The sequence below is a fragment of the Kaistia defluvii genome, assembly GCF_040548815.1.
Lineage (GTDB): Bacteria > Pseudomonadota > Alphaproteobacteria > Rhizobiales > Kaistiaceae > Kaistia > Kaistia defluvii_A.
On sequence record NZ_JBEPSM010000001.1, the window covers coordinates 2,560,022 to 2,585,899 of the forward strand.

Below are 25,878 nucleotides of genomic sequence, written 5' to 3' on the forward strand. Positions count from 1 at the left end.
GGGCAAAAGGCGCCGGTGTCTTGCCTCAAGGATTTGAGATTTTTCTAGCGCCGCTTGCCCCCCGGCCGTCCCTTGAACGCCGCTCCGGCAGGACGCCCGCCGCGACCGCGGAACTCGCGCTCCACAACCTTGCGTTCTCCCTTGGGAAGCAGCTTGCCATCGGACATCAGCTCGAAGCGAAGCGCGCCGGCGACTGGCGCCACTTCGACCAGCTTGACGTCGACGCTGTCGCCCAGGCGGAACATCTCGCCATTGCGCGAGCCGATCACGGCCTGGCGCGCCTCGTCGAACTGGTAGAAGTCCGAGCCGATCGAGCCGATCGGCACGAAGCCATCGGCGCCGGTCTCGTCCAGCTTGACGAACAGGCCGGCGCGGGTGACGCCCGCGATGCGGCCATGGAATTGGGCCCCGATCCGATCCGCCAGCCAATGCGCCACGAGACGGTCGATGGTCTCGCGCTCGGCCGCCATGGCCCGACGCTCGGCCGTCGAGATCTCCTCGGCGATCGCCGGGAGGTCCTTGTCCATGCCGTCCGGCAACCCGCCCTCGCCCATTTCCAGCGCCCGCACCAGCGCGCGATGCACGATCAGATCGGCATAGCGGCGGATCGGCGAGGTGAAATGCGCGTAGCGACGCAGGTTGAGGCCGAAATGGCCGATATTGTCGGGGCTGTAGATCGCCTGGCTCTGCGAGCGCAGCACCACCTCGTTGACAAGTGCCGCGTGCTCGCTGTCCTTCACCCGTCCGAGGATGGTGTTGAAGTTGCTCGGGCGCAGATTGCCGCTCTTCGGCAGGTTCATCTCGATCGTGGCGAGGAATTCCCGCAGCGATTCGAGCTTCGCCAGCGAGGGCTGGTCATGCACGCGATAAACCAGCGGCGAACCCTTGCGCTCCAGCGTTTCCGCCGCCGCGACATTCGCCTGGATCATGAACTCCTCGATCAGCTTGTGCGCGTCGAGCCGTTCGGGAATGACGATCTTGTCGATCGAGCCATCGGCGCCGACGATGACCTTGCGCTCGGGCAGGTCAAGATCGAGCGGCTCGCGATTGTCCCGGCCGCGCTTCATCACGGCATAGGCCGCCCAGAGCGGCTTCAGGATCGGCCCGAGCAGCGGCCCGGTCTTGTCGTCCGGCCGGCCGTCGATCGCGGCCTGCGCCTGCTGGTAGGAGAGCTTGGCCGCCGACCGCATCATGATGCGGTGGAACCAATGGAACTTCTTCTTGCCTTCGGCGGTGAACTGCATCCGCACGGCCAGCGCCGGGCGATCCTCGCCCTCGCGCAGCGAGCAGAGATCGTTCGAGATGCGCTCGGGCAGCATCGGCACGACGCGGTCGGGGAAATAGACCGAATTGCCGCGCTTCAGCGCCTCGCGGTCGAGCGCCGAATTCGGGCGCACATACCAGGCGACGTCGGCGATCGCGACGGTGACCAGGAAGCCGCCCGGATTTTCCGGGTCGGTGTCCGGCTCGGCATAGACGGCGTCGTCATGGTCCTTGGCGTCGGCCGGATCGATGGTGACGAGCGGCACCTGCCGCCAGTCCTCTCGGCCGCCGGCGATCTTCGCCTGCTTGGCCTTCTCGGCGTCTTCCAGCACCTGCGGCGGGAAGATGTAGGGAATGTCGTGCGCATGGATGGCGATCATCGAGACCGCCTTCTCGCTCGACATGTCGCCGATGATCTCGACCACGCGCACGCGCGGCAGGCCGAAGCGCGACATGCGCTTGGCCTCGACCGAAACGAGATCGCCATTCTTGGCGCCGTTCAGGTCGTCGGCCTCGACTTCGGCTTCCTTCTGCTTGCGATCGACCGGCAGCACGCGGGCGCCGCCGGGCGTGATGCGGATGACGCCGAGGATCGAGGCGGCCCGCTTCTCCAGCACCTTGATGATGCGGCCGGTATGGGCGAAGCCGGTCTCTTCCAGGTCGGCGGCGTCGACATGCGACAGCACGCGGTCGCCGATGCCGGGCGCCGGGACCAGCGGCTTGCCGCGATTGAGACGGATCAGGATGCGCGGCGCGGTGCCATGGTCGGTGTCCCAGAGCGCGGGCTGGGCGACGAATTCGCCATGCTCGTCGCGCTCGGTGATCAGCAGCACGGTGACGGGCGGGATATCGCCCGGACGCGACAGCTTCTTGCGGTTCTTCTCGACGAGGCCGTCCTCGCTCAATTCCTTGAGCGTGCGCTTCAGCGCGATGCGGGCGCCGCCGGAAATGCCGAAATGCTTCGAGATTTCGCGCTTGGTCGCCTTGCCGGGATGCTCTGCGATGAAGGCAAGGATCGCCTCGCGCGAGGGCATGCCGTTGGCAGGCGGGGCGACGGGGGCGACCGGCTTGCCGGAGGCCTTGGCGAAGGCTGCGGAACGCGTCGCGGATCTCGCGCCGGGCGTCCGGACCTTGGCGGCTTTGGGGGGAGTGTCTGGCTTCTTGGCCAAGTAAATTATGTCCAGTTCGGAATGGGGTGCGGCCGGGACTGCGCCCGTCCTCTCCCAAGGGGGAGAAATGAGAATGGCCGGCTGTGTCCATTCTGGCAACAGCCGGCCTCGAGAATGCGTGACGCGGCGGCCGGCTACTCGGCGTCGGCCTCGGCAGGCGATTTCTTGGTCGCGGTCTTCTTCGCGGCCGGCTTCTTGGCGGCAGCCTTCTTGGCCGGAGCCTTCTTCGGCGCGTCTTCCGACACGCCGTCGCCATCCGCGACCTTGGCAGCGGCCTTCTTCGCCGGCGCCTTCTTCGCGGTGGTCTTGGCTTCCGCCTTCGGCTTCGCCGCCGCGCGCGTCTTCTTGACCGGAGCCTTGCCCGCCTTCTCGGCGATCAGGGCGACGGCTTCGTCGAGCGAAACGGTTTCCGGCGGCAAGGCCTTCGGCAGCGTGGCGTTGACGGCGCCATGCTTCACATAGGGGCCATACTTGCCGGCGTGCACGGTGATCGGGCCGCCCAAGGTCGGGTGATCGCCCAGCGTCTTGATCGGCTCGGCGCCGGCGCGGGCCGGCCGTCCGCCGCGCGCCTTCTTCTCGGCGATGACGTCGACGGCGCGGTTGATGCCGACGACGAAGACCTCGTCGACGCTGTCGAGATTGGCGTATTTGCCGTCATGCAGCAGGAACGGACCGTAACGCCCGATACCGGCCTGGATCGGCTTGCCGTCCTCGGGATGGATGCCGACGTCGCGCGGCAGCGACAGCAGCGCGAGCGCCTTGTCGAGGTCGAGCGTCGCGGCTTCCCAGCCCTTGGGCAGCGAGGCGCGCTTCGGCTTCTCCTTGCCTTCGGGTTCGCCGAGCTGGACGTAGGGACCGAAACGGCCGCTGCGCAGCGTGACGTCGAGACCCGTCGCCGGATCCTTGCCCAGCACCTTCGAACCCTCGGCGCCGAGCACCGAGCCGTTTTCGCCATTCTCGCCCGGCGTCGCATCGTCGCCCGAGGCAACGAGCTGGCGGGTGAAGCGGCATTCCGGATAATTCGAGCAGCCGATGAAGGCGCCGAACTTGCCGAGCTTCAGCGACAGGCGGCCGGCGCCGCAGGACGGGCAGGTGCGCGGATCGCCGCCATCGGCGCGTGCCGGGAAGATGTGGGGCCCAAGCAGGTCGTTCAGCGCGTCCAGAACCTGCGTGACGCGCAGTTCCTTGGTTTCGCCGACATCGGCGGCGAAACGCTGCCAGAATTCGCGCAGCACGTCCTTCCAGGCGATCTCGCCGGCCGAGATCTGGTCGAGCTTCTCTTCCAGATCGGCGGTGAAATCATATTCGACATAGCGGGCAAAGAAGCTCTGCAGGAACGCCGTGACCAGGCGGCCCTTGTCCTCGGGCACGAGGCGCTTCTTGTCGAGGCGGACATATTCCCGGTCGCGCAGCACGGTCAGCGTCGCGGCATAGGTCGAGGGACGGCCGATGCCGAGCTCTTCCATGCGCTTCACCAACGTCGCTTCGCTGTAGCGCGGCGGCGGCTCGGTGAAATGCTGGGTGGCGGCGATCGCCTTCTTGGTCAGGCTCTCGCCCTTCTCCATGCGCGGCAGGCGGCCTTCGTCCTCGTCGCCCTCCTCGTCCTTGTCCTCATTATAGAGAGCGAGGAAGCCGTCGAAGGTCATGACCTGGCCGGAGGCGCGCAGGTCGATCTTGCGGCCGCCGGCTTCGACCAGAATGTCGACGGCGGTGCGCTGCATCTCCGCCGATTCCATCTGGCTGGCGACGGTGCGCTTCCAGATCAGCTCGTAGAGGCGGGCCTGATCCTGCTCGACATAGCGGGCGACGTCGCGGGGACGGCGGGTCGGGTCGGTCGGGCGGATCGCCTCATGCGCTTCCTGGGCGTTCTTCGCCTTGGTCTGGTAGCGGCGCGGCGCGTCCGGCAGGTGCTTGGCCGAGAAATCGGTGCCGATCACGCCGCGGACAGCGGCAACCGCCTCCGGCGCCATGTCGACGCCGTCGGTACGCATATAGGTGATGAGACCGACCGTCTCGCCGCCGAGCTCGACGCCTTCATAGAGGCGCTGCGCCAGCTGCATGGTGCGGTTCGGCGCGAAGCCGAGCTTACGGCTCGCTTCCTGCTGCAGGGTCGAGGTGGTGAACGGCGCGAAGGGATGGCGCTTGGCCGGCTTCGACTCGATCTCGGCGACCGTATAGCGGCCGGCGTCGAGCGCCGCGCGGAACGCCTCGGCCTCCTCGGCGGTGCCGACGTCGAGGCGGCTGATCTTCTTGCCGTCGGCGCCGACCAGGCGGGCCTGGAACTCGTCGCCGCGCGGCGTCGCCAGCGTTGCCAGCAGCGACCAGTATTCGCGCGGCTTGAAGATCTCGATCTCGTTTTCGCGGTCGCAGACGAGGCGGAGCGCCACGGACTGGACGCGGCCGGCCGAGCGGGCGCCCGGCAGCTTGCGCCACAGCACCGGCGACAGCGTAAAGCCGACCAGATAGTCGAGCGCCCGGCGCGCCAGATAGGCGTCCACCAGCGCCACGTCGATCGGACGCGGGTTCTTCATCGCCTCGAGGACGGCCTGCTTGGTGATCGCGTTGAACACCACGCGCTCGACCGGCTTGTCCTTGATCGCCCGCTTCTGCTTCAGGACTTCGAGAACGTGCCAGGAAATGGCCTCGCCTTCGCGATCCGGGTCGGTTGCAAGAATGATGCGGTCGGCGGCCTTGGCGGCGGTGGCCATGTCGACAAGGCGCTTGGCGGACTTCGGGTCCGCCTCCCAGCTCATCGCGAAGTCCTCGTCCGGAAGCACCGAGCCGTCCTTCGACGGCAGGTCGCGGACATGGCCGTAGGACGCCACGACGTGATAGTCGGAGCCGAGGTACTTGTTGATCGTTTTCGCCTTTGCAGGCGATTCCACGATGACGAGATTCATCAATGCCATTTACGAAAAGGCCGGACGAGCCACGAAAACCCGATCCGACGAGAATTGGAACAAGGCGGAAACCCCGCCGGCCCACGGTGTGGGCGCATTCGGGCTGGACAATCCCGGAAAGCACCCTGACTGTCAATGAAGGCTGTCACGCCAAGCGACGCTACACCATTTGGTTGCATTTGGTTGCAAACGCAACTATATGAGAGTCGATGCACGCCTTGCAACAATCGAGGTATGGATATGGGGTGGCAACCGGAAGATACCAGCCGCGACGGCATAGCACCCAACATCGCCACGGCCGACCTGCGTCATGCGAAGGCCCGTTACATCGCCGAAATGACGAAGGAACTGCGCAGCATGGCCACCAGCGCGGGGATGGAGTTTCTCTCCTACCTGCTCGCCGTCTCGGAAGAAGAAGCCCGCCAGGAAAGCCAGCGCACGGCACATCCCGGATAGCGCCGCGTCGCTCAAGCGCCTGACGGATACGCCCGGGCCCCAGTTGGCCTAGTGCAGCAGCGAGATGCGCTGGCCGGCGTGGTGCTCGATCCGGCCGGCAAGGTCCAGTTCCAATAGCAGCATCTGCACCATCGCCGCCGACAGGCCGGTGAACCGAATCAGGGCGTCGATCTCGGTCGGCGCCGGCCCCAGAGCCTCGACCAGCCGGTCGCGATCCCGGTCGTGCTGCGCGGCATCCGGCACAACCGCGCGGGGCCCCTCGTTCGCCATGCCCGGCCGGGACGCGGCGTGGCGGGTTGTGCCCTCCCGCGCCGACGCCTCGTCGTCCGGCATGGCGTCGGCTTCGAGAGCCTCGTCCGCATCGAGGAATGACGCTCCTTCGAAGCGGTGCTCGGCCAGGCCGTCGCCGCGGCCGATCGGCCAATCCGATTGCGGCGCGAAGGCGCGGCCCAGCATCGGCGCCACGATCTCCAGCACGTCGGCGGCTTCGGTGACGAGATGCGCGCCCTGCTTGATCAGCTGGTTGGTGCCGGCGGCGCGTGGGTCGAGCGGCGAGCCAGGAACGGCGAACACCGCCCTGCCCTGCTCGCCGGCGAGCCGCGCCGTGATCAGCGATCCCGAGCGCTGCGCCGCCTCGACGATGACGGTCCCCGACGCCATGCCGGCGACGAGCCGGTTGCGACGGGGAAAATCGCGTGAGCGCGGCTCCCAGCCAACCGGCATTTCCGAGACATGCGCGCCGCCGCTGGCCAGGATGCGATCAGCGAGCGCGGCGTTTTCCGGCGGATAGAGCCGGTCGAGACCGCCCGCGAAGACCGCGACAGTGCCGCCCTGCAGCGCCGCCTCATGCGCCGCCGCGTCGATGCCACGCGCCAGGCCCGAAGCGATGACGAAGCCGCCATCGCCGAGATCGCGCGCCAGCCGCTGCGCCAGGCGGCAGCCCACCACCGAGGCGCTGCGCGCGCCGACGATGGCGATCATCGGCTTCTCCAGCACGGCGAGGCTGCCGCGAACCGAGAGCAGCGGGGGCGCGGCATCGATCGCCTTCAGCCAGGCGGGATACCCCGCCTCGCGAATCCCCACGAACTGGCCGCCGAGGCGGGAAAGCTGGTCGATCTCGCGCTCGGCTTCAGCGCGGCTGGCAATGCGGACGCGCCGGCCGCTGCGGGCGGCGAGTTCCGGGAGCCCTTCAAGGGCGGCAATGGCCGAACCAAAATGGCGGATCAGCTCGCGAAAAGTGACGGGCCCGACATTCTCGCTTCGGATCAGTTGCAGCCAGGCGGTGCGTTCATCGTCCGTCAGGCGGACGTCGGCGGGCCGTCCAGCGTCGCGGGGAGAACCATTTTCCCCGCGCGCCATGTCAGCCCTTCTGGCCGATGCGGCTCTCGGTGCCGCCGAGCAGCCGCCGGATGTTGGTGCTGTGCTTGAGGATCAGGATCACCGCCAGGACCGCGAACAGCGCACCCTTCGGGATGTCGCCGGTCGCCAGCAGCACGATCGGTACGAGCACGCTCGCCACCAGCGCCGCGAGCGAGGAATAGCGCGCGATATAGGCGACCGCGATCCAGACCGCCGCGAACAGCAGCGCCATCGGCCAGGCGAGGCCGATCAGCACGCCGAGATAGGTCGCGACGCCCTTGCCGCCCTTGAAGCGCAGCCAGACGGAGAAGATGTGGCCGAGAAAGGCGCCAAGTCCCGCCAGGATCGCCGCTTCCGGCCCCCAGAAATGGCCGGCCAGCAGCACGGCGACGGTGCCCTTCAGCGCATCGCCGATCAGCGTCGCGGCGGCCAGCTTCTTGTTGCCGGTGCGCAGAACGTTGGTGGCGCCGATATTGCCCGAGCCGATCGAGCGGATGTCGCCGAGGCCGGCGAAGCGCGTCAGGATCAACCCGAACGGGATCGAGCCCAGGAGATAGCCAAGCACCAGCGCCGCCACGGCGAGCGACGCGCTTAAGTCCCAGCCAACCGGCTGCGGCATGGCAGGATTCCCCCGAACTCGAAAAGATGGCGCGGTGCCTGGGAAATCCAGCCACCGGGAAACGTGAAATCAGTCGCCAGCGTATGCGTAGACGGTCCGGCCTGCAACGATTGTCCGGAGCACGCGGCCCTCGAAGCGCGCGCCCTCGAACGGCGTGTTCTTCGAGCGCGAGCGCAGCTTCTCGCCGTCGCAGATCCAGGGCATCGCCGGATCCACCAGGATGATGTCGGCGGGCGCGCCGGGCGTCAGCTTGCCCCCCGGCAGGCCGAGCAGTTCCGCCGGCCGGGTCGAAAGCGCGCGCGCCACGGTCAGCAGGTCGACATCGCCATTGTTGACGAGGCGCAGCGTCGCCGCGAGCAGGGTTTCAAGCCCGACCGCGCCGTCGGCAGCTTCGGCGAAGGGATGGCGCTTGGTGTCGACGTCCTGCGGATCATGGCTGGAGACGATCACGTCGATCGAGCCGTCGGCGACGCCCTCGATCATCGCCTGCCGGTCGTCTTCGGAACGCAGCGGCGGCGACAGGCGGAAGAAGGTGCGATACGGCCCGATATCGAGCTCGTTCAGCGCCAGATGCGTGGCCGAGACGCCGCAGGAGACGGCGAGCCCGGCCTTCTTGGCGCGGCGGATGATCTCGAGCGATTCCGCGCAGGAGATCTGCGCCGCGTGATAGCGGCCGCGCGTCAGCGCCGCGAGGCGGATGTCGCGCTCCAGCATGATGATCTCGGCTTCCTTGGGGATGCCGGAAAGGCCGAGCCGGGTCGCCGTCTCGCCTTCGTTCATCACGCCCGAGCCGGTCAGGTCCGGATCGGCCGGGTGGTGCATGATCAGCGCGCCGAAATCGCGCGCATAGGTCAGCGCCCGGCGCAGCACCAGCGCATTGGTGATCGAGTGCCGCCCATCGGTGAAGCCGACGGCGCCGGCATCCTGCAACAGGCCGAACTCCGTCATCTCCCGACCCTTCAGGCCCTTGGTGATGGCGGCCATCGGCATGACGTTGACCAGCGCCGTGTCGCGCGTGCGGCGGGCGATGAAGTCGACCAGCGCCACGTCGTCGATCACGGGATCGGTATCCGGCATCATGATGACGGTGGTGACGCCGCCGGCGGCGGCCGACTGGCCGGCCGAGGCGAAGGTCTCGCGATGCTCGCCGCCCGGCTCGCCGATGAAGACGCGCATGTCGATCAGGCCGGGCATCACGGCCGCGCCGCGGCAATCAACGATCTCCGCGCCATCCGGCACGGCGGCGTTGTCCGCCTCCGGTCCGGCCGCCACGATCACGCCATCGGCGATGATGACGGAGCCGCGCGCGTCGAGCTTGCGCGACGGGTCGATGACGCGCGCATTGGCGAGCACCAGCGGGCGTTGGGTTTCTTTCAGGCGATCCGGCATCATCTCGCCCTCATCCGTTCGGAAGGTTCTGGGCGAGTGCCTCGAGCACCGCCATGCGCACCGCGACGCCCATCTCGACCTGGTCGCGGATCAGGCTCTGCGGCCCGTCGGCGATGGCCGAGTCGATCTCGACGCCCCGGTTCATCGGGCCGGGATGCATGACCAGCGCGCCGGGCCTGGCATAGGCCAGCTTCTCGGCATCGAGACCGAAGAAGTGGAAATATTCGCGCACGGACGGCACGAAGGAGCCGTCCATGCGCTCGCGCTGCAGGCGCAGCATCATGACGATGTCGACATCCTTCAGCCCCTTGCGCATGTCGGTGAAGATCTCGACGCCGAGACGGTCGAGCCCCTTCGGCAGCAGCGTCGACGGCCCGATGCAGCGCACCCGGGCGCCGAGCGCGTTCAGCAGCATGATGTTGGAACGGGCGACGCGCGAATGCAGGATGTCGCCGCAGATCGCCACGGTCAGGTCGTGGATCGGCCCCTTGTGGCGGCGGATCGTCAGCGCATCGAGCAGCGCCTGGGTCGGATGCTCATGCGCGCCGTCGCCGGCATTGATCACCGAGCAGCCGACCTTCTGCGCCAAGAGGTGAACCGCGCCGGCCGCGTGGTGGCGGACCACCAGGATGTCGGGGTTCATGGCGTTCAGCGTCATCGCAGTATCGATCAGCGTCTCGCCCTTCTTCACCGAGGACGAGCCGACCGACATGTTCATGACGTCGGCGCCGAGGCGCTTTCCGGCGAGCTCGAACGAGGATTGCGTCCGCGTCGAGGCCTCGAAGAACAGGTTGATCTGGGTGCGGCCGCGCAGGACGGCCTTCTTCTTCTCGACCTGTCGGCTGACTTCGACCGCCTCTTCGGCGAGATCGAGAAGGGCGATGATCTCCGCGGGCAGGAGACCTTCAATGCCTAGCAGGTGGCGATGCGCGAACACTGCGGCGGGACTGGCTTTGAGCTCATTCATTGAAGCGACCCCTATATTGACTTCCGCCCCGGGCGACAAGACCGGCGGGCCTTTCGCTGTGTGTTTTGCACGCCCGCCGACGCCGCGCCAGATGAAGGTTTGATGCCGCGCCGACGGTGCAGATGCGCGGGCGAAGGCGGAGCCGGCCGCGCGGTGGATTGCCGCGTCGGCTTGTATCCCCCGGCGCAGGCGCGATATTAGCCGCTTCAAGGAGAAGCCGATGAACGAGTGGACCAGCAGTTCCGAAGCGACCGTCCGCCCGCAGCGTTCGTTGTGGCAGGCGATGTCGCGCGGTTTCTTCTGCCGCTGCCCGGCCTGCGGCAAGGGCCGGATGTTCAACGGCTATCTCACCGTCGCCGATGCCTGCGACGCTTGCGGCGAGGACCTGTCGCACCAGCGCGCCGACGACGCCCCGCCCTATTTCACCATCACCATCGTCGCCCACATCGTGGTGCCGCTGATGCTGATCGTCGAAATGGCCTGGCATCTCTCCAACATGACGCATCTGGCGATCTGGCTGCCGCTGACGGCGATCCTGACGCTCGGCCTGCTGCGGCCGATCAAGGGCGCCATCGTCGGGCTGCAATGGGCGCTCTACATGCACGGCTTCGATCCCGACGGCGACGCCGACGACCACGCGCCGGAAGCCTGGCGCGCCGATTCGGGCTAAGGGCCGGACGGTCTTAAAATGCGAAAGCCGGCTTTCGGACAAAGTCCGGCCTCACCCTGATCCCATCCGTCATGCAGGATCCCGACTGGCTCGAAGAGCAGCGCTCCCCTTCACCTCTCCCTGAGGGAGAGGTCGACGGCAGAGCCGGCGGGTGAGGGTTTACGGCCTCACAGGTCAAGCTCCCGACCGCATGTTGTTCTATCCGGATGGTTCCCTAAGCCCTCACCCGGAGCTGCGCTCCGACCTCTCCCTCCGGGAGAGGTGAAGTTCAAGTTTGACCCCATGAACCCTGCTCCTGCTCCCGATCCGACACGGGCTGAACCAGCCTCCCCCTCTCGACCCCAGCCGGCGCAGCGTCTAGAACGGCGCCGTCCTTTCACGACACAGCGCTGCATTTCACTATCCGAGGCGAATACATGACCATGGCATCCGGGCGGCGGACCGATGGCGGCGGCACGATCGGCCTCGTCGCGGCGATCGGATCCGTCGCGGCCGTCGGCCTCGGCTTCTCGATCACGCTGCCGCTTCTGGCGCTGACGCTGGAAGACCGGGGCATTTCCTCGACCTGGATCGGCATCAACACCGCCACCTGGGGCCTGGCCGCCATCGCCGTCACCCCGTTCGTCTCGAAGCTCGCCGCCCGAATCGGCACGGCCCAATTGCTGGCGCTGGCGATCCTCACCCTCGCAGCCGCCCTGCCCCTCTTCTATATCGCGCCCTTCTGGGCCTGGTTCCTGCTGCGCCTGGTCGGCGGCGCGGCCGTCACCACCACCTTCGTGCTGTCGGAATTCTGGATCAGTTCGGCCGCGCCGCCCGCCCGGCGCGGCATCGTCATGGGCATCTATGCCTCGGTGCTTTCTGGCGGCTTCGCGCTCGGCCCGGTGATTCTGTCGCTGACCGGCACGCAGGGCATGCTGCCCTTCCTGATCGGCTCCGGCGTGCTGACGCTCGGCATCATTCCCGTGCTCTGCGGCTTGCCCGTCGCGCCCAAGCTCGACCGCCGCGAAAAGCACTCCTTCGGCCGCTTCCTGTTCCTGGCGCCCGCCGCCACCGGCGCCGCGCTGCTGTTCGGCACGATCGAGACCGGCGCCTTCGCGCTGCTGCCGATCTATGGCCAGCGCGTCGGCCATACGCGCGAGCTGGTCATCCTGCTCGGCATTGGCGTCACCATCGGCAACATCCTGCTGCAGATGCCGATGGGCATGCTGTCGGACCGGATGGACCGGCGGAAGCTGTTGATGATCATCGCCGCCTTCGGCCTGCTCGGCGCGGCGATCCTGCCGCTGGTGGCCGCCTCGTTCTGGCCGCTCATGATCGCGCTGGCGATCTGGGGCGGCGTCATCGGCTCGCTCTATACGGTGGGCCTCGCCCATCTTGGCTCGCGCTTCACCGGCTCGGACCTCGCCGCCGCCAACGCCGCCTTCGTCTTTTGCTATTCGTTGGGCGGACTCGTCGGCCCGGCGACCCTGGGCGTCGCGATGGATGTCTGGAATCCGCACGGCTTCGCCATCGGAATCGGCCTGTTCTTCGCCGCCTATCTCGCCATGCTGATCATCCGGATCGGGCTGGCGCGCCTTCCCAAGGCAGTTTCCAAGGGAGTGTCCAAGAAGCTTTCTTGACTTTCAGTTCTGAATCCGTAGGGTGCGCGCACAAAGGCGCCGGGCCAGTTCCAGCTACGCTGCGCGCAACAATTTTGAGGTTTGACCATGGCCAAGGCCACCACGATCAAGATCAAGCTCGTGAGCTCTGCTGACACCGGCTTCTTCTACGTCACCAAGAAGAACTCGCGTACCATGACCGAGAAGTTCTCGGCCAAGAAGTACGACCCGGTCGCGCGCAAGCACGTCGAGTTCCGCGAAGCCAAGATCAAGTAAGATCGGTTTCGGAAGTTTCGAAAAAGGCGCCGTTTCGGCGCCTTTTTTGTTGTCTCAAATGTGAAGGCGGCAGTTGTCCAAGCCTCTGAGTCTATCAGGCCGATCGACCTGCTCCGCCATCATCCTGAGGTGCTTCGCGTAAGCGAAGCCTCGAAGGAGGGTCCAGCGGGGCACTCCAGTATGCAGACAACGTCCGAAAGTCCGGCGAAACCCGCTCGCGATCCAGATCAAGGGCGTTCGCTGGACCCTCCTTCGAGGCCCGGCTTCGCCGGGCACCTCACGATGATGGCTACAGTTCCGGCCAGCAGCACGAATTGGGAAAAAGTCGCCTCAGGCGTCGCCGAGATAGGTCTTCACCGTCTCGATGAACTTGCCGATCGAAATTGGCTTCGACAGATAGGCCTCGCAGCCGCCCTGGCGGATGCGCTCCTCATCGCCCTTCATGGCGAAGGCGGTGACGGCGATGATCGGGATGACGCGCAACTCGTCGTCCTCCTTGATCCACTTCGTCACTTCGAGGCCCGAGACCTCGGGCAGCTGGATATCCATCAGAATCAGGTCGGGGCGATGGGTGCGGGCGAGTTCGAGCGCTTCCAGGCCGTTGCGGGTCTGGATAATATTATAGCCATGCGCTTCGAGGAGGTCGTGGAAGAGCTTCATGTTGAGCTCGTTGTCTTCCACCACGAGAACGGTCTTTGCCATTCGTCCCTTCTTGCAGCCCTCGATCCCGTCGACGGCGTCTACTAGATGGTATCGATCTCCACTTTAGCGAAGATTCGTTTCGGAAAGGCAAATGCATGATCCGGCAGAAAGAGCCGCCCCTCGATCTCGAGGGCGCGGAAAGGCTGGCGATCGAAGGCCTGGCCTTCCTGGCATCGGAACCGGAGGAGCTGGGCCGCTTCCTGGCGCTGGTCGGGCTCGGGCCCGAAACGCTGCGCGATGCGGCCGGCGATCCGGGCTTCCTGGCCGCGGTGCTTGAATATTTCCTCGAAAACGAGCCGCTGCTGCTCGTCTTCGCCGCGCGCGGCAACATCCGCCCGACGCTGATCGCCGCCGCGCGCTACCTGCTCGACCGGGAAATTCTGGAATGACGGAAACGATCGCCCTCGACCTCGACGGCTATACCGACCTGCCGCCCGGCCGGATCGCCAATGTCGTGACCTATCTGGAAATGACGAACCGCCCTGCCCCGGCCGCCGAGGCGGAGGGCGGCCGGACGGTGCGCCATGTCGTGAAGCCGGATCTCGCCGCCTATCGCGACCTCTACCGCCGCATCGGCACCGACTGGCTTTGGTTCTCGCGCGCCGTGATGTCGGATGACGAGCTCGCCGCCCTGCTCGCCAAGCCGTCGACCGAGATTCACTTCCTGGAGCAGGACGGGGTGCCGATCGGCCTGGCCGAGCTGCATCGCGGCGAAGGCGGGCCGGACAATGTCGAGATCGCCATGTTCGGCGTGGTGCCCGAGGCGACCGGCACCGGCGCGGCGCGTCAATTGATGAATGCGGCGCTTGCCGTCGCCTGGGACGGCGGCACGGAGCGCGTCTGGCTCCACACCTGCTCGTTCGACCATCCGGCCGCCCTGCGCTTCTACAAGCGATCCGGCTTCACGCCGTTCAAGTTCGCGATCGAGGTCTCGACCGATCCGCGCCTCGACGGCCACCTGCCGAGATCGGCGGGCCCGCATGTCGCGTTGATCGATCCGACGCCGTCGGCCTGAGGCCGGCGCTTACCGCAGGGTTAACGAAACGCTAACAGCGCCGATGCTGTCAGCCCCCTACCAGGACCGCCGCTCGGCGGCGGTCGAGCGAGCCGGGCGCCGCGTCGCGGCGAGGTCGACGGCTGCATTTCGCTCCTGGTCGCGGAGCGCCATCTGCTCGGCCTTGGCGAGATCGTCGAGCGCCAGGTCGAGCCCGGCCTGGGCTGCCGCCAGCTGTGCCTCGAGGTCCTGCGCCGAGGCGCGAAGATTGTCGCGCCGCGCCATCGCCGCCTTGGCGAAGGTCGGATAGGCGAAATGCGACGTGTCCCGGATGCCGGCGCGTTCCTGCTCGACATTGATCTGGTCTTCGAGGTCGCGCGCCATGCGCTCGAACTCGGCGACCATGGTCTGGATCTGGTTAACCTGCCGACGTTTTTCCTCGGCCTGGAAACGCTTTAGCCGAATGATGCTATCACGCGACTTCATACTCGTTACTCCCTGAACACTGAGACGTAGACGCGCTGCGATGCCGACGGCCTCGGGGACGTTTTCGTCGCCGCTGTGGTTAACGGCCATCAAACTTGTCAAAACCTTAAGCCGAGGACCTCGCGCTAACCTTTCGTTTACGTCTCGCGTTAATCATGGCGCAGGAGGGCTTAAGGGCGGGTAAACCCCGTCTGCGGTGCCTTCATCCTAATTCCGTGAGTCCGACCAATTGGTTACCGGATTTCGTGCAATTGAGCGAAAGGGTGCAATCCACACCAATTCGCTCGGAATCTCAAAGAGCTTGGGCGATTTCCGAATAATTCGCCTGAACCCCTTGTGAGCACGAATCAGAATTTGTTAACCATTAAGCGTTAGCCTTCGAATCGGGGTGAGCCGTTTTCCAAGCACCGGTTTTCGAGGCCGGAGCGCCAAGCCCAGGATAGGCAATTGAGGGGATTGGTATGCGAGTTCTGCTGATCGAGGACGACAGCGCCACGGCGCAGAGCATCGAGTTGATGCTCAAGTCCGAGAATTTTAACGTCTACACGACGGATCTCGGCGAAGAGGGTGTCGATCTCGGCAAGCTCTACGATTACGACATCATTCTGCTCGACCTGAACCTGCCCGACATGTCGGGATACGAGGTTCTCCGGTCGCTGCGCGTCGCCAAGGTGAAGACGCCGATCCTGATCCTTTCCGGCCTGGCCGGCATCGAGGACAAGGTGCGCGGCCTCGGTTTCGGCGCCGACGACTACATGACCAAGCCGTTCCATAAGGACGAGCTCGTTGCGCGCATCCATGCGATCGTGCGCCGCTCGAAGGGCCATGCCCAGTCGGTCATCATCACCGGCGAGCTGACGGTCAATCTCGACACCAAGACGGTCGAGGTTCATGGCAGCCGCGTGCACCTGACGGGCAAGGAATACCAGATGCTGGAGCTGCTTTCGCTCCGCAAGGGCACGACCCTCACCAAGGAGATGTTCCTGAATCATCTCTATGGCGGCATGGACGAGCCCGAACTGAAGATCATCGACGTCTTCATCTGCAAGCTGCGCAAGAAGCTGGCGACGGCGACCAACGGCCTCAACTACATCGAGACCGTCTGGGGCCGGGGCTACGTGCTGCGCGAGCCCGACGAAGTTCAGATGCGCGCAAGCGCATAGCCGGTCCTCCCCCGGCTGGAATGTGAAAAGCCCCGCCCCCGGCGGGGTTTTTCTTTGGCTCAAACGGCGGCCTCTCATGGCGCGTTCAAGCCCCCGCCGCTTTCCAAGCCTTTGCCGGACAAAGAAAAAGCCGCGCCGATCCATCAATCCGCGCGGCTTGTCTTTATTCCGAAGGCTGCGCTGGTCGCAGCCGCCAAGCCGATCAGGCCTGGTGGGTTGCCTCGTCCGCCACGGCGGCGACCGCGACCGGCTCGGCCGCGTCCGGGACGGCCTCGGCGACCATCGTCTCGCCTGCGGGGGCTTCCGCCGGAGCTTCCTCGACCACCGGCGCCGCAGCGGTCGACCGCGCCGTGATGATCACGTCCGTGCCCTCCAGCACCGCCGCCACGGTCATGCCGCAGCTGCGCGCCAGCAGGCCGGCATAATAAGGCTGCACGGCGTGCGCATCGATGTTGACGTCGACGATCGTGCCGGGGATGAGCTTTTCGAAGGCGGGCGGAATGCGCGCGCTCGGACCTGAGCAATGGAAGGTCACGTCCGGCTTGGACGGCTCGCCCTCGACGGTCACCTTGATCGAACCGCCGCGCGGCACGGCGGCGGTCGCCATCAGCACGAGGTTGAGGATCAGCTTGACCTGGTTCTTCGGCATCAGCGCGCGCGGCGCCGTCCAGGAGAACTCGGCCTTTTCGCCGTCCATATAGCCGCGCGCGACCTTCTCGGCGTCGCCGATGTCGATCTCGGCGCCGGCTGAACCGGCCGCGCCAAAGGCAAGGCGGGCGAATTGCAGCTTGGCCGAGGCCTGGCGGGCGCTCTTGCGGATCAGGTCGAAGGCGAAGGCCTTCATTTCCTCATTGGTCTCTTCGTCGAGAACCTCGAGGCCATTGTTGATCGCGCCGACGGGCGAGATGATGTCGTGACACACGCGGCTGCACAGCAGCGCCGCGAGATCGAGGGCTTCGAGTTCGATCTCATTGGTCATGACGGGTCATCCCCCTGATTGGCACGAATCAACGCATGGAAAATAGGTGCTTCGGGGATACACCGGCCCAGCGATGCTGCCAACCGCCCGCCACGCGCGAGGCTGCAACCGGCGCGCCAGCTTGCGGGCCGGGACCACGCCAGAATGCCGCCCTTTTTTCACTTACACTCTTGTCGGTGATTCGCGCGCCTGCTGCCGGTTTCCGCCACCCGTCGGGGATCGGTTCCGTGCCATGACAGCCGCCACGACAAGGAGCCGACCGACATGACCCGCAGCCTGCGTCTTACTTTCTGTCTCGCGCTGATCGCGCTGGCCGCGCCGCTCCTCGCTCTTCGCCCGGCCTATGCGCAGAACCCGCAGCAATATTCGTCCGACGAGCTGGTCAATACGGGTCATCGCTTCTTCGGCGAAGTGTCGGGCGGGCTCGCCTCGGTCGTCGAGCACGCGGTGTCCAAATACGGCATGCCGAACGGCTATATCCTGGGCGAGCAGGGCTCGGGCGCGCTGTTCGCGGGCCTGCGCTATGGCAATGGCACGCTCTACACCAAGAATGCCGGCCAGCATCAGGTCTTCTTCCAGGGGCCGTCGCTCGGCTGGGACATTGGCGGCGAAGGCTCGCGCGTGATGATGCTCGTCTACAATCTGCCCTCGATCAACGCGATCTATTCGCGCTTCGGCGGCGTCAACGGCTCGGCCTTCCTGGTCGGCGGCGTCGGCATGACGGTGCTTTCGCGCGACGACGTCTTCATCGTGCCGATCGTTTCCGGCCTGGGCGCCCGTCTCGGCCTCAATATCGGCTATCTGAAGTTCACCGACCGCCAGACCTGGAACCCCTTCTGATCGGCTGGAACGCCCGCAGGGCGGGCGGCGGCGCAACACCGCGCGGGAACCGGCGCCGACCGGGCCCGCGACACGCGCTTGTGGCTGGACTCCGGGCTTCGGAGGATGTCATTAGGGAAACTGCGCGTGGGCTGGCGCGGGGAAGCCGATGACTGCGGGATTGGGCCTTGCCGGCCCGTCCTCAGGCGCGACGGACATCCGGAGACGGTGCATTGATTGAAGCGTTGATGTACTTCGCACTCGGCTTCCTGTCGGCGGGGATCCTTGCCCTGGTCGTCATGCCGCCGGTCTGGCGCCGGGCCTTGCGCCTGACCCGCCGCAACATCGAGCGCACGCTGCCGATGACCCGCGCCGAGATCCAGGCCGAGAAGGATCAGATCCGCGCCGGCTTCGCCCTCTCGACGCGAACCCTCAACCAGACCATCGAGCGCCTCAAGACGCAGGTGACCGAGCAGCTGATCGACATCAACCGCAAGCGCGAGGTCATCACGCACCTGACCGCGCAGGGCACGCTCTCCGCCGATGACATCGTCGCGCTGGAAGAGCGCCGCGCCGCACTGGAAGTACGAGTTGCCGAGGCGGACCTCGCCGTCGCCGCCGCCGCGACGGACCGCGCCGAGGGCGAGAAGCGCCTGCAGCAGATGCGGCTGAAGCTGGAGAGCGCGGAGGAAAGCCTGGAGAAGATTACCGCCGAGCGCGAAGAACAGCGGCTTGAGATCATCGCCCGCGACACCGAACTCGACAATCTTCGCGATGCGCTGGCGGCCGTGAAGATGAGTTCCACCGTCGATGAAGTGGCGAGCGCCGGCTTTGAATCGGAGCTGTCGACTCTGCGCGCCAATCTGGCGATCGAGCGGCGGCGGGTGGAAGCACAGTCGGAGCGCGAGATCGAGAGCGAAGCGACCATGCGGGCCGCGATCGCCCAATTGAAGCAGCGCGAGACGGACCTCGCCGACGCGCATGCGAAGATCCAGGACCTGTCGGTCCGCCTGGTCGATGCCGAGGCGGCGGAGATGAGCGGCATGGCGTTGCGCGACCAGAAGATGGAGTTGGAGGCGCGGATCCTGTCGCTGGAGAGCCGCAATGCCGCCCTCCTGGCCGATCTCGAGGGATGGAAGCAGCGGAGCGGTACGGCCAGCGCCGAGGAAAGCGCCGTGCTGCGCGAAAAACTGATCGAGTTCGGCGCCGCGGTCGCCCGGCTCGCCAGCGAGCGCAACGAGGGGCCGGGCCTCGTCACCCTGCTCCCCCCGCCGCCCGAGGAGACGCCGGCGCCCGCCCCCGGCCTCGCCGAGCGCATCCGCGCCCTCCAACACGCCGGCACGGGCGCCTGACGACTGCTCAGCCGGCGCGCACGCCCGGCATCGAGCCCATCGCCGTCAGCGTCGTGCGCAGGGCGTCGGGCAGCGGCGTATGCGGTTCCTGGCCGATAAAGGCGAGAAGCTTGCGGTTGTCGAGTTCGAGCCGCTCCGTCCAGAGATAGCGCATCTCGATCAGCTCGCGGAACATCTCGACGAACGGCGCGCCAAGATAGACCGCGAACCAGGGGAAGCCCCGGATCCGGCTGCCCGGCCTTCCGACCACCGCCGCCACGCCTTCCGACATTTCGACGCCGCGTTCGAAATAATGGCCGCGGAAATGGAAGACCTCGAACGGCCCCAAAGCGTCGGCGCGCTCGATCAGCTGCACCATCGTCTCGGCCAGGTCCGGCAGATAGGCCCAGGCGTGGCCGATATCCCGCTTGCCCGGGTAGCGGATGGTCGTCGCGGGCACGCCCGGCTTGACGATTCCAGCGGTGAACCAGTTGTTGCCGGCATGGGGACCAAAAAAGTCGCCGGCGCGCACGATCAGCACCGGCGTGCCCGCCGCCGCCGTCTCGCGCAGACGCTGCTCCATGGCGACGCGGATCTTGCCCTTGCGGGTGGTGGGCCGCTGCGATGCGGTCTCGTCGACCAGGGGCCGTGCATCCGGGCCGAAATTATAGACCGTGCCCGGGAAGACGATGCGCGCGCCGACCGCCTTGGCCGCGGCGATCGTGCTTTCCAGCATCGGCAGCGCCAGACCCTTCCAGTTGCGATAGCCGGGCGGATTGGCACCATGGAAGATCACCTCGGCGCCCTTCGCGGCGGCGATCACGTCGGCGGCGTTCATGGCGTCGCCCCGTACCCATTCGATGCCCTCGCCGCCCGGCTTGCGGCTGGCCGCGGCCGGGTCCCGGTTCAGCCCGCGCACCTTCCAGCCACGGACGAGCAGCACGCGCGCCACTGCGCCGCCAACGCCGCCCGTTGCACCTACTACCAACGCAATCCTGCTATCCGTCATGATCATCTCCTGTCGTTCCGATGACGAGAAGATCGCGCGCCGAGCTCCTATTCTAAATTGTTGAACTTCGGATAGCAGTCATACATTCTTGAATGATGACGCCATCATGGGATCATTTCCGCTCGTTCCTTGCCGTGCTCGGCGATGGCAGCCTTTCGAAGGCCGCGCGCGGTTTGCGCCTGACCCAGCCAACGATCGGCCGTCACATCGATGAACTGGAGCAATCGCTGGGCGTCGTGCTGTTCACGCGCTCCCGCACTGGCCTGACGCCAACCGAAGCGGCACTGGAGCTGGAACCGCATGCGGCAACCATGGCGGCCGCGGCCGATGCCCTTGTCCGCGCCGCCTCGGGCGAAGCGCGCGAGGATCGCGGCACGGTCCGGCTGACGGCGAGCGAGGTGGTCGGCACCGAGATCCTGCCGGCCATCCTGCGGCCCTTCCTCGAGCGGCATCCGCATATCGCCATCGAGCTGGTGGTATCCAACCGCAACGAGGACCTGATGCGGCGCGAGGCCGACATCGCCGTCCGCATGGCGCGGCCGACCCAGGGGGCACTGCTGGCGCGGCGCATCGGCGCGGTCGATATCGGCCTGCATGCGCATCGGCGCTATCTCGCGCAGCGAGGCACGCCGAAGACGCTGGCCGAGCTCTCCGGCCATGCGTTGATCGGCTATGACCGCGATTCCCCGGCCATCCGCGCCCTGCAGAAGCTCGGCCTGCCGCTGACGCGAGACATGTTCAGCCTGCGCACCGACAGTGACACGACGCAACTCGCCGCGATCCGCGCCGGCCTCGGGATTGGCGGCTGCCAGAGCCGTCTCGCGGCGCTTGATCCCGATCTGGTGCATCTCGTGCCGGAAGAATTCGCCTACCCGCTCGAATGCTGGGTCGCGATGCATGAGGATCTCGGCACGGTGCGGCGGATGCGGCTGGTCTTCGATCATCTGGTCGCGGGGCTCAGCAACTACGTCGCCGGCAGGCCGCTGGCAGGCTGACACGCGATCGGCGTACGGAAAGAGCCCGCAAGACAGTGCGAGGCCACAAACACTCAGAGATCAGTCATTTCAGGGGGAGGTGCAAATTTTGGTACGCCCAAGGGGAATCGAACCCCTGCTTTCGCCGTGAGAGGGCGACGTCCTGACCGCTAGACGATGGGCGCGGATCCGTTTGCTGCGGATGACGGCGATATACCGGGTGATCGGAACCTTGGCAAGCCATCTCGCCAAGGTTCTTCGCATCTCCCTGTGCAGAACTTCGCCGCAGGGAGGCCAAATGGCGGAAATCCTACGGCGTGACGCCCAGCGTGATGTTGCGCAGGACCTTGCCCGTATTGATGTTGAGGATCACGACGCGGGTGTCGCCGGCGGCATCCAGCGTCAGGGCCAGTTGGTCGCCGTTCAGCGACGAGGAAATGACCCGCGACCCGGCCGGAATCGCTTGCTCGATGCGAAGCTCGGCCGACGATGGCGTGAGACCGGACTTGCTTCCGCCGGGGCCGATCCGATAGATGACGGCGAACAGCACGGCGACGAAGCCGAGCACCACCGTCAAACTCGATACCAGGATCAGACGTCTCAGCTTCAGCCGGACGCGCTCGACGGCGGGATCGAGGGGCGTATCGCCGCCGGGCTGCTGCGCGCCGGGCTGGTTCGAAGAGGAAGTAGAGTTGACCATGGATCAGTTTCCGGATGACGGCGAGGAAATCGTCGACCTCGTGGTCGAACCGGACGCGGCAGGCCGTCGCCTCGACGCCTATCTGGCCACCGCGATCGCCGAGCTTTCCCGCAGCCGCCTCAAGGTGTTGATCGAGGCCGGCCACGTCTCTATCGGCGGCGCGACCATAGTGGAGGCCAAAAAGGCGGTCAACGCGGGCGACGTCATCCGCGTCGCCGTGCCGCCGGCCGTCGCACCGGAGCCGGAAGGCGAGCCGATCCCGCTCAACGTCGTCTATGAGGACAGCGACCTGCTCGTCATCGACAAGCAGGCAGGCCTCGTGGTCCATCCGGCCGCCGGCAATTGGTCGGGCACGCTGGTCAACGCGCTGATCGCCCATTGCGGCGACAGCCTTTCCGGCATTGGCGGCGTGCGCCGGCCGGGCATCGTGCACCGGCTCGACAAGGACACGACCGGGCTGATGGTGGTGGCCAAGAACGACCGCGCCCACAAGCGCCTCGCCAACCAGTTCGCCGACCATGGCCGCACCGGCCCGCTCGAGCGCGGCTATCGCGCCATCGTCTGGGGCGTGCCGTCCCTGCCCTATGGTCTCGTCGACGCGCCGATCGGACGTTCGCCGACCAGCCGGCTGAAGATGGCCGTGCTGAAGACCGGCGGCAAGGAAGCGATCACCCACTATACGGTGCAGGACCGCTTCGGCGACCCGAAGAACCCGATCGCCAGCCTGATCGACCTGCGGCTGGAAACCGGCCGCACGCACCAGATCCGCGTCCACATGGCGGCCATGGCGCATCCGCTGATCGGCGACCAGGAATATGGCAAGGGCTTCCTGACCAAGATGAGCCTGATCCCGGAGCCGGCGCGCTCGGCGATCGCCTCATTCCACCGCCAGGCACTGCATGCCTGGCTGCTCGGTTTCGAGCATCCGACAACCGGCGAAACCCTGCATTTCGAAAGCGAACCGCCCGAGGATCTGGCCAATCTGATCGAGGCTTTCACCGGACTGTGATGCTTTGGGACCGATGAGTCCTGTTAAACTTGTATTTCGTGCCTATATATCTCCATGCGGGCCAACATGGCCGCGACCGGTGTTGGCTTTCGGGGAACGCCGGCAAGAACGGAGGGGGCACATATGGCTGCCAGAGCAAGTCTTCCTGTCATCGCGTCCGGCGAAGCCGGACTCTCACGCTATCTCGACGACATCCGCCGCTTTCCCATGCTGGCGCCGGATGAAGAATATATGTTGGCCAAGGCCTACAAGGAACATGACGACCGCAGCGCCGCGCACCGTCTGGTGACGAGCCATCTGCGTCTCGTCGCCAAGATTGCCATGGGCTATCGCGGCTACGGCCTGCCGATCGGCGAGGTGATCTCCGAGGGCAATGTCGGCCTGATGCAGGCCGTGAAGCGGTTCGAGCCTGAAAAGGGCTTCCGCCTCGCGACCTATGCCATGTGGTGGATCAAGGCCTCGATCCAGGAGTACATCCTGCGGTCGTGGAGCTTGGTCAAGATGGGCACGACGGCCAACCAGAAGCGCCTGTTCTTCAATCTGCGCAAGATGAAGAGCCAGATCCAGGCGCTTGAGGAAGGCGATCTGAAGCCGCACCAGGTCGAGCAGATCGCCACCAAGCTCGGCGTCACCACCGAGGACGTCATCTCGATGAACCGTCGCCTTGGCGGCGATGCCTCGCTGAACGCGCCGCTCCGCGCCGACACCGAAGGCGGCGAGTGGCAGGATTGGCTCGTCGACGACAGCGACAACCAGGAAACCATCCTCGCCAACCAGGAAGAGGCCGACAATCGTCGCCAGCTCCTGCGCGACGCGATGGGCGTCCTGAACGACCGCGAACGCCGGATCTTTGAGGCACGCCGCCTCGCCGAGGACCCGATGACCCTCGAGGAACTCTCGTCCGAGTTCGGCGTCAGCCGCGAACGCGTTCGCCAGATCGAGGTCCGCGCCTTCGAAAAGGTGCAGAAGGCCGTCAAAAGGGGCGCTCGGGATCTCGAGCGCAACCATGGCGAGGACGAGCTCGCCGCGACCGACGCCTGAGGCTCAGGCGCCGGTCCTGCCGCGTTGGGCGACATTTCTGCCAACGCGAGACACTTTCGACTTTCCTGACAAACGAAACCGTTGCGAAAGCGACGGCGATGTTGTATGCGGCTGATAGGGACGTGCCCCAGCGTAAGCTTAGGCGGGCCACATTGCTCATACAATTCGGTGTCGGGGAACCATCATGGCGCGCGCGCGTCGTCGACTGACCGTCATTGCTGCGCTGGATATGGTCGGCTACTCGGAGCTGATCCAGCGGGATGAGCTCGGCGCGATCCGCGAAGTCCGCTCGATTTATCGCAACCTCGTGCGTCCGACGATTGCCCGCTTTGGCGCCCATATCATCAAGACGATGGGCGATGGCGGCCTGATCGAATTCGCCAGCGTTCTCGACGCCGTCGAGTGGACGATGGCTTTCCAGAACGGCATGGCCGCCCGCAATGCGGCGCGTGATCGCCCGCCGATCGAAGTCCGGGCGGCAATCGTCCTGGCCGACCTCATCCTGACCGACGACGACCGCTTCGGCGCCGCGATCGGCTTTGCCATGCGGCTGCAGACGGCCGCCCCGCCGGGCGGCATCGCCATCACCCATTCCGTGCGCTGGCAGCTGCTGGGCGAGCCCGCCGCCGCGTTCAAGCCGGCTGGTTTCCTGTCCCTGCGCAGCATCCCCTACCCCGTCGAAGCCTGGTTCTGGATGCCCGAGGGCAAGCCTATGCCGCGCCTGGTGCCGACGGCGGGGCAGACGCTGACCCCTGGCAGCCTGGCGGTTCCCGCCCTGAAACCGGCGGAGGCGCCGGATCTCCGCCCGCTCACGGTGGTGCTGCCTTTCGACGACCTGTCGCCGCGCGCCGATCATGAATCCTTCGCCGATGGCGTGGTCGAGGAAATGACCGCGACGCTGTCGCGCGTGCGCGACATCCGCGTCGTCGCCCGCAATTCCGCCTTCACCTACAAGGGCAAGCCGACCGACGTGCGCTCGCTCGGCCGCGATCTCGGCGTGCGCTACGTGATCGAGGGCAGCGTGCGCCAGTCCGGCGAGGTGCTGCGCGTCACCGCCCAGCTGGTCGAGGCCGAAACGGGCGCGCATCTCTGGTCCGGCCGCAAGGACGGCACCATCCACGACCCGCTGACGCTGCAGGACGATGTCGCGACGCTGGTCGCCGGCGCGCTCCGCCCCGCGATCCGGACGGCCGAGATCGAACGGGCCAAGCGCAAGACCGCCGAGACGCTGAAGACGCACGACCTGATCCTGCAGGCCATGCCGCATTTCTGGGCCCATCGGCGCGAGGACAACGCCGCCGCCCTGGCGCTGCTGGAGAAGGCGCTGGCGATCGATCCCCGCTCCAGCGGCGCGCTCAGCCTGAAGGGCTGGTGCCTCAGCCAGCAGATCACCTATCTCTGGTCCGAGGATCCCATCCGGGATCGCGCCGAGGCCATCGAGCTCGCCGAACTGGCCGCGGAACTGGCGGAGCCGGACCCGCTCGTCATGACCGCGATCGGCGCCACCTTCTCCATCCTGCAAACCGACCAGTCGCGGGCACTGCTCTTCATCGAGCGGGCGATCGCGCTGGACAGCACCTTCGCCTGGGCCTGGACCCGGCTGGGTTACGCGCAGGCCTATTCGGAGCGACCGGAACTGGGCATAGAGAGCTTCGAGAAAGCCATCGCGCTGAGCCCGGAAGATCCGATCCAGTTCAATGCCTTCGCCGGCATGGCCACCTGCCACTTCTTGCTCGGGCATTATGCCGAGGCGGCGCATTGGGCAGCGCAGGCACTGCATGGCCGCCCCGGCATGGTCTGGGCCTATCGCCTGCTCGCGACCTCGGCAGCCCTTGCCGGCCAGACGAGCCTGGCGCGGCATGCCGTGCGCCGGCTGCTGGCCGAGAACCCGGCGCTGACCCTGGCCGGCGTGCGCGCAGGCATCCAGAACCTCGCCGGCCCGGCGCTCGACCGATACATGGAAGGCCTGCAGATGGCGGGCCTTCCCGATTAGGCGCCGCGAGCC

24 protein-coding genes and 1 tRNA gene are annotated in these 25,878 nt (G+C 66.4%); 13 read left to right on the forward strand and 12 right to left on the reverse strand.

The features are described 5' to 3' along the window. Positions 1 to 44: 44 nt before the first annotated feature. Positions 45 to 2,432, reverse strand: a complete 2,388-nt coding sequence (gene rnr / locus ABIE08_RS11995; RefSeq protein ID WP_354551199.1) for a ribonuclease R — start codon at positions 2,430 to 2,432, stop codon at positions 45 to 47. Between the two features lie 134 nt (positions 2,433 to 2,566). Then, complete coding sequence (gene topA, locus ABIE08_RS12000; RefSeq protein WP_354551683.1) at positions 2,567 to 5,332, reverse strand: type I DNA topoisomerase; 2,766 nt, start codon at positions 5,330 to 5,332, stop codon at positions 2,567 to 2,569. A gap of 240 nt (positions 5,333 to 5,572) precedes the next feature. On the opposite strand from topA, the gene ABIE08_RS12005 reads away from it, so the two are divergent. Further along, positions 5,573 to 5,788, forward strand: coding sequence for a hypothetical protein (locus tag ABIE08_RS12005; protein ID WP_354551201.1), 216 nt, complete (start codon positions 5,573 to 5,575; stop codon positions 5,786 to 5,788). A gap of 48 nt (positions 5,789 to 5,836) precedes the next feature. On the opposite strand, the gene dprA is transcribed toward ABIE08_RS12005, so the two are convergent. The 4 genes from dprA to ABIE08_RS12025 all read right to left on the reverse strand — a co-directional run bounded on the left by dprA (position 5,837) and on the right by ABIE08_RS12025 (position 10,122). After that, positions 5,837 to 7,147: a DNA-processing protein DprA gene (dprA, locus tag ABIE08_RS12010; RefSeq protein WP_354551202.1), complete on the reverse strand. Its 1,311-nt coding sequence runs from the start codon at positions 7,145 to 7,147 to the stop codon at positions 5,837 to 5,839. Position 7,148: 1 nt separating this feature from the next. After that, the gene (gene plsY, locus ABIE08_RS12015) at positions 7,149 to 7,766 is read right to left on the reverse strand and encodes a glycerol-3-phosphate 1-O-acyltransferase PlsY (protein WP_354551204.1); all 618 of its coding nucleotides are present in this window, start codon (positions 7,764 to 7,766) and stop codon (positions 7,149 to 7,151) included. Between the two features lie 69 nt (positions 7,767 to 7,835). After that, positions 7,836 to 9,158, reverse strand: a complete 1,323-nt coding sequence (locus ABIE08_RS12020) for a dihydroorotase (protein ID WP_354551206.1) — start codon at positions 9,156 to 9,158, stop codon at positions 7,836 to 7,838. Between the two features lie 7 nt (positions 9,159 to 9,165). Further along, complete coding sequence (locus tag ABIE08_RS12025; RefSeq protein WP_266330142.1) at positions 9,166 to 10,122, reverse strand: aspartate carbamoyltransferase catalytic subunit; 957 nt, start codon at positions 10,120 to 10,122, stop codon at positions 9,166 to 9,168. A gap of 220 nt (positions 10,123 to 10,342) precedes the next feature. Here ABIE08_RS12025 and ABIE08_RS12030 point away from each other — a divergent pair, with 220 nt between their 5' ends. The 3 genes from ABIE08_RS12030 to rpmG all read left to right on the forward strand — a co-directional run bounded on the left by ABIE08_RS12030 (position 10,343) and on the right by rpmG (position 12,666). Next, complete coding sequence (locus ABIE08_RS12030) at positions 10,343 to 10,792, forward strand: DUF983 domain-containing protein (protein WP_354551208.1); 450 nt, start codon at positions 10,343 to 10,345, stop codon at positions 10,790 to 10,792. Positions 10,793 to 11,208: 416 nt separating this feature from the next. Then, positions 11,209 to 12,411: an MFS transporter gene (locus ABIE08_RS12035; protein ID WP_354551210.1), complete on the forward strand. Its 1,203-nt coding sequence runs from the start codon at positions 11,209 to 11,211 to the stop codon at positions 12,409 to 12,411. 87 nt (positions 12,412 to 12,498) lie between these two features. Next, entirely contained in the window at positions 12,499 to 12,666 is a 168-nt protein-coding gene (rpmG, locus tag ABIE08_RS12040) for a 50S ribosomal protein L33 (protein ID WP_018181260.1), read from the forward strand. 330 nt (positions 12,667 to 12,996) lie between these two features. Here the strand turns inward: rpmG and ABIE08_RS12045 are convergent, their stop codons facing one another. Next, positions 12,997 to 13,368, reverse strand: coding sequence for a response regulator (locus ABIE08_RS12045; protein WP_354551212.1), 372 nt, complete (start codon positions 13,366 to 13,368; stop codon positions 12,997 to 12,999). Between the two features lie 95 nt (positions 13,369 to 13,463). Here ABIE08_RS12045 and ABIE08_RS12050 point away from each other — a divergent pair, with 95 nt between their 5' ends. Then, positions 13,464 to 13,757 carry a DUF3572 domain-containing protein gene (locus ABIE08_RS12050; protein ID WP_354551214.1) on the forward strand — a complete coding sequence of 98 codons (294 nt, stop codon included), beginning with the start codon at positions 13,464 to 13,466 and terminating at the stop codon, positions 13,755 to 13,757. Continuing rightward, a complete protein-coding gene (locus tag ABIE08_RS12055) occupies positions 13,754 to 14,383 on the forward strand; it encodes a GNAT family N-acetyltransferase (protein ID WP_354551215.1) in 630 nt (209 codons plus the stop codon). Before ABIE08_RS12050 ends, ABIE08_RS12055 begins: the two co-directional genes overlap by 4 nt. Before the next feature lie 57 nt (positions 14,384 to 14,440). Here the strand turns inward: ABIE08_RS12055 and ABIE08_RS12060 are convergent, their stop codons facing one another. Next, positions 14,441 to 14,848 carry a flagellar export protein FliJ gene (locus ABIE08_RS12060; RefSeq protein ID WP_266330149.1) on the reverse strand — a complete coding sequence of 136 codons (408 nt, stop codon included), beginning with the start codon at positions 14,846 to 14,848 and terminating at the stop codon, positions 14,441 to 14,443. Positions 14,849 to 15,309: 461 nt separating this feature from the next. Between ABIE08_RS12060 and ctrA the strand changes: the two genes are divergently transcribed. Continuing rightward, on the forward strand, positions 15,310 to 16,011 hold the full coding sequence (ctrA, locus tag ABIE08_RS12065; protein ID WP_266330150.1) for a response regulator transcription factor CtrA: 702 nt from the start codon (positions 15,310 to 15,312) through the stop codon (positions 16,009 to 16,011). 202 nt (positions 16,012 to 16,213) lie between these two features. On the opposite strand, the gene chpT is transcribed toward ctrA, so the two are convergent. After that, positions 16,214 to 16,990 (reverse strand): histidine phosphotransferase ChpT, encoded by a 777-nt coding sequence (chpT, locus tag ABIE08_RS12070; protein WP_354551218.1) that lies wholly within the window; start codon positions 16,988 to 16,990, stop codon positions 16,214 to 16,216. Between the two features lie 264 nt (positions 16,991 to 17,254). Between chpT and ABIE08_RS12075 the strand changes: the two genes are divergently transcribed. Both ABIE08_RS12075 and ABIE08_RS12080 read left to right on the forward strand, forming a co-directional pair. Continuing rightward, on the forward strand, positions 17,255 to 17,830 hold the full coding sequence (locus ABIE08_RS12075; RefSeq protein WP_354551219.1) for a DUF1134 domain-containing protein: 576 nt from the start codon (positions 17,255 to 17,257) through the stop codon (positions 17,828 to 17,830). Between the two features lie 227 nt (positions 17,831 to 18,057). After that, on the forward strand, positions 18,058 to 19,161 hold the full coding sequence (locus tag ABIE08_RS12080) for a hypothetical protein (RefSeq protein WP_354551221.1): 1,104 nt from the start codon (positions 18,058 to 18,060) through the stop codon (positions 19,159 to 19,161). 7 nt (positions 19,162 to 19,168) lie between these two features. Here ABIE08_RS12080 and ABIE08_RS12085 read toward each other — a convergent pair whose 3' ends face one another. Then, entirely contained in the window at positions 19,169 to 20,149 is a 981-nt protein-coding gene (locus ABIE08_RS12085) for an NAD-dependent epimerase/dehydratase family protein (protein WP_354551223.1), read from the reverse strand. A gap of 92 nt (positions 20,150 to 20,241) precedes the next feature. Between ABIE08_RS12085 and ABIE08_RS12090 the strand changes: the two genes are divergently transcribed. After that, the gene (locus tag ABIE08_RS12090; protein ID WP_354551225.1) at positions 20,242 to 21,144 is read left to right on the forward strand and encodes a LysR family transcriptional regulator; all 903 of its coding nucleotides are present in this window, start codon (positions 20,242 to 20,244) and stop codon (positions 21,142 to 21,144) included. Positions 21,145 to 21,233: 89 nt separating this feature from the next. Here ABIE08_RS12090 and ABIE08_RS12095 read toward each other — a convergent pair. Beyond that, positions 21,234 to 21,308, reverse strand: a tRNA-Glu gene (locus tag ABIE08_RS12095). 125 nt (positions 21,309 to 21,433) lie between these two features. After that, positions 21,434 to 21,823 carry a hypothetical protein gene (locus tag ABIE08_RS12100; protein ID WP_354551226.1) on the reverse strand — a complete coding sequence of 130 codons (390 nt, stop codon included), beginning with the start codon at positions 21,821 to 21,823 and terminating at the stop codon, positions 21,434 to 21,436. On the opposite strand from ABIE08_RS12100, the gene ABIE08_RS12105 reads away from it, so the two are divergent. The 3 genes from ABIE08_RS12105 (at position 21,822) to ABIE08_RS12115 (ending at position 25,866) form a co-directional block, all read left to right on the forward strand. Continuing rightward, positions 21,822 to 22,832: an RluA family pseudouridine synthase gene (locus tag ABIE08_RS12105; protein WP_354551228.1), complete on the forward strand. Its 1,011-nt coding sequence runs from the start codon at positions 21,822 to 21,824 to the stop codon at positions 22,830 to 22,832. The genes ABIE08_RS12100 and ABIE08_RS12105 overlap by 2 nt on opposite strands. A 123-nt stretch (positions 22,833 to 22,955) precedes the next feature. After that, complete coding sequence (gene rpoH, locus ABIE08_RS12110; protein WP_354551230.1) at positions 22,956 to 23,873, forward strand: RNA polymerase sigma factor RpoH; 918 nt, start codon at positions 22,956 to 22,958, stop codon at positions 23,871 to 23,873. Between the two features lie 184 nt (positions 23,874 to 24,057). Continuing rightward, a complete protein-coding gene (locus tag ABIE08_RS12115) occupies positions 24,058 to 25,866 on the forward strand; it encodes an adenylate/guanylate cyclase domain-containing protein (protein ID WP_354551232.1) in 1,809 nt (602 codons plus the stop codon). The last annotated feature ends 12 nt before the right edge of the window (positions 25,867 to 25,878 follow it).

What these genes read in the sequence shown, in the direction of transcription:
- topA (WP_354551683.1), bottom strand. Translation starts at nt 5,332, where the DNA reads ATGAATCTCGTCATCGTGGAATCGCCTGCAAAGGCGAAAACGATCAAC.
- ABIE08_RS12005 (WP_354551201.1), top strand. Translation starts at nt 5,573, where the DNA reads ATGGGGTGGCAACCGGAAGATACCAGCCGCGACGGCATAGCACCCAAC.
- dprA (WP_354551202.1), bottom strand. Translation starts at nt 7,147, where the DNA reads ATGGCGCGCGGGGAAAATGGTTCTCCCCGCGACGCTGGACGGCCCGCC.
- plsY (WP_354551204.1), bottom strand. Translation starts at nt 7,766, where the DNA reads ATGCCGCAGCCGGTTGGCTGGGACTTAAGCGCGTCGCTCGCCGTGGCG.
- ABIE08_RS12020 (WP_354551206.1), bottom strand. Translation starts at nt 9,158, where the DNA reads ATGATGCCGGATCGCCTGAAAGAAACCCAACGCCCGCTGGTGCTCGCC.
- ABIE08_RS12025 (WP_266330142.1), bottom strand. Translation starts at nt 10,122, where the DNA reads ATGAATGAGCTCAAAGCCAGTCCCGCCGCAGTGTTCGCGCATCGCCAC.
- ABIE08_RS12030 (WP_354551208.1), top strand. Translation starts at nt 10,343, where the DNA reads ATGAACGAGTGGACCAGCAGTTCCGAAGCGACCGTCCGCCCGCAGCGT.
- ABIE08_RS12035 (WP_354551210.1), top strand. Translation starts at nt 11,209, where the DNA reads ATGACCATGGCATCCGGGCGGCGGACCGATGGCGGCGGCACGATCGGC.
- rpmG (WP_018181260.1), top strand. Translation starts at nt 12,499, where the DNA reads ATGGCCAAGGCCACCACGATCAAGATCAAGCTCGTGAGCTCTGCTGAC.
- ABIE08_RS12045 (WP_354551212.1), bottom strand. Translation starts at nt 13,368, where the DNA reads ATGGCAAAGACCGTTCTCGTGGTGGAAGACAACGAGCTCAACATGAAG.
- ABIE08_RS12050 (WP_354551214.1), top strand. Translation starts at nt 13,464, where the DNA reads ATGATCCGGCAGAAAGAGCCGCCCCTCGATCTCGAGGGCGCGGAAAGG.
- ABIE08_RS12055 (WP_354551215.1), top strand. Translation starts at nt 13,754, where the DNA reads ATGACGGAAACGATCGCCCTCGACCTCGACGGCTATACCGACCTGCCG.
- ABIE08_RS12060 (WP_266330149.1), bottom strand. Translation starts at nt 14,848, where the DNA reads ATGAAGTCGCGTGATAGCATCATTCGGCTAAAGCGTTTCCAGGCCGAG.
- ctrA (WP_266330150.1), top strand. Translation starts at nt 15,310, where the DNA reads ATGCGAGTTCTGCTGATCGAGGACGACAGCGCCACGGCGCAGAGCATC.
- chpT (WP_354551218.1), bottom strand. Translation starts at nt 16,990, where the DNA reads ATGACCAATGAGATCGAACTCGAAGCCCTCGATCTCGCGGCGCTGCTG.
- ABIE08_RS12075 (WP_354551219.1), top strand. Translation starts at nt 17,255, where the DNA reads ATGACCCGCAGCCTGCGTCTTACTTTCTGTCTCGCGCTGATCGCGCTG.
- ABIE08_RS12080 (WP_354551221.1), top strand. Translation starts at nt 18,058, where the DNA reads ATGTACTTCGCACTCGGCTTCCTGTCGGCGGGGATCCTTGCCCTGGTC.
- ABIE08_RS12085 (WP_354551223.1), bottom strand. Translation starts at nt 20,149, where the DNA reads ATGACGGATAGCAGGATTGCGTTGGTAGTAGGTGCAACGGGCGGCGTT.
- ABIE08_RS12090 (WP_354551225.1), top strand. Translation starts at nt 20,242, where the DNA reads ATGATGACGCCATCATGGGATCATTTCCGCTCGTTCCTTGCCGTGCTC.
- ABIE08_RS12105 (WP_354551228.1), top strand. Translation starts at nt 21,822, where the DNA reads ATGGATCAGTTTCCGGATGACGGCGAGGAAATCGTCGACCTCGTGGTC.
- ABIE08_RS12100 (WP_354551226.1), bottom strand. Translation starts at nt 21,823, where the DNA reads ATGGTCAACTCTACTTCCTCTTCGAACCAGCCCGGCGCGCAGCAGCCC.
- rpoH (WP_354551230.1), top strand. Translation starts at nt 22,956, where the DNA reads ATGGCTGCCAGAGCAAGTCTTCCTGTCATCGCGTCCGGCGAAGCCGGA.
- ABIE08_RS12115 (WP_354551232.1), top strand. Translation starts at nt 24,058, where the DNA reads ATGGCGCGCGCGCGTCGTCGACTGACCGTCATTGCTGCGCTGGATATG.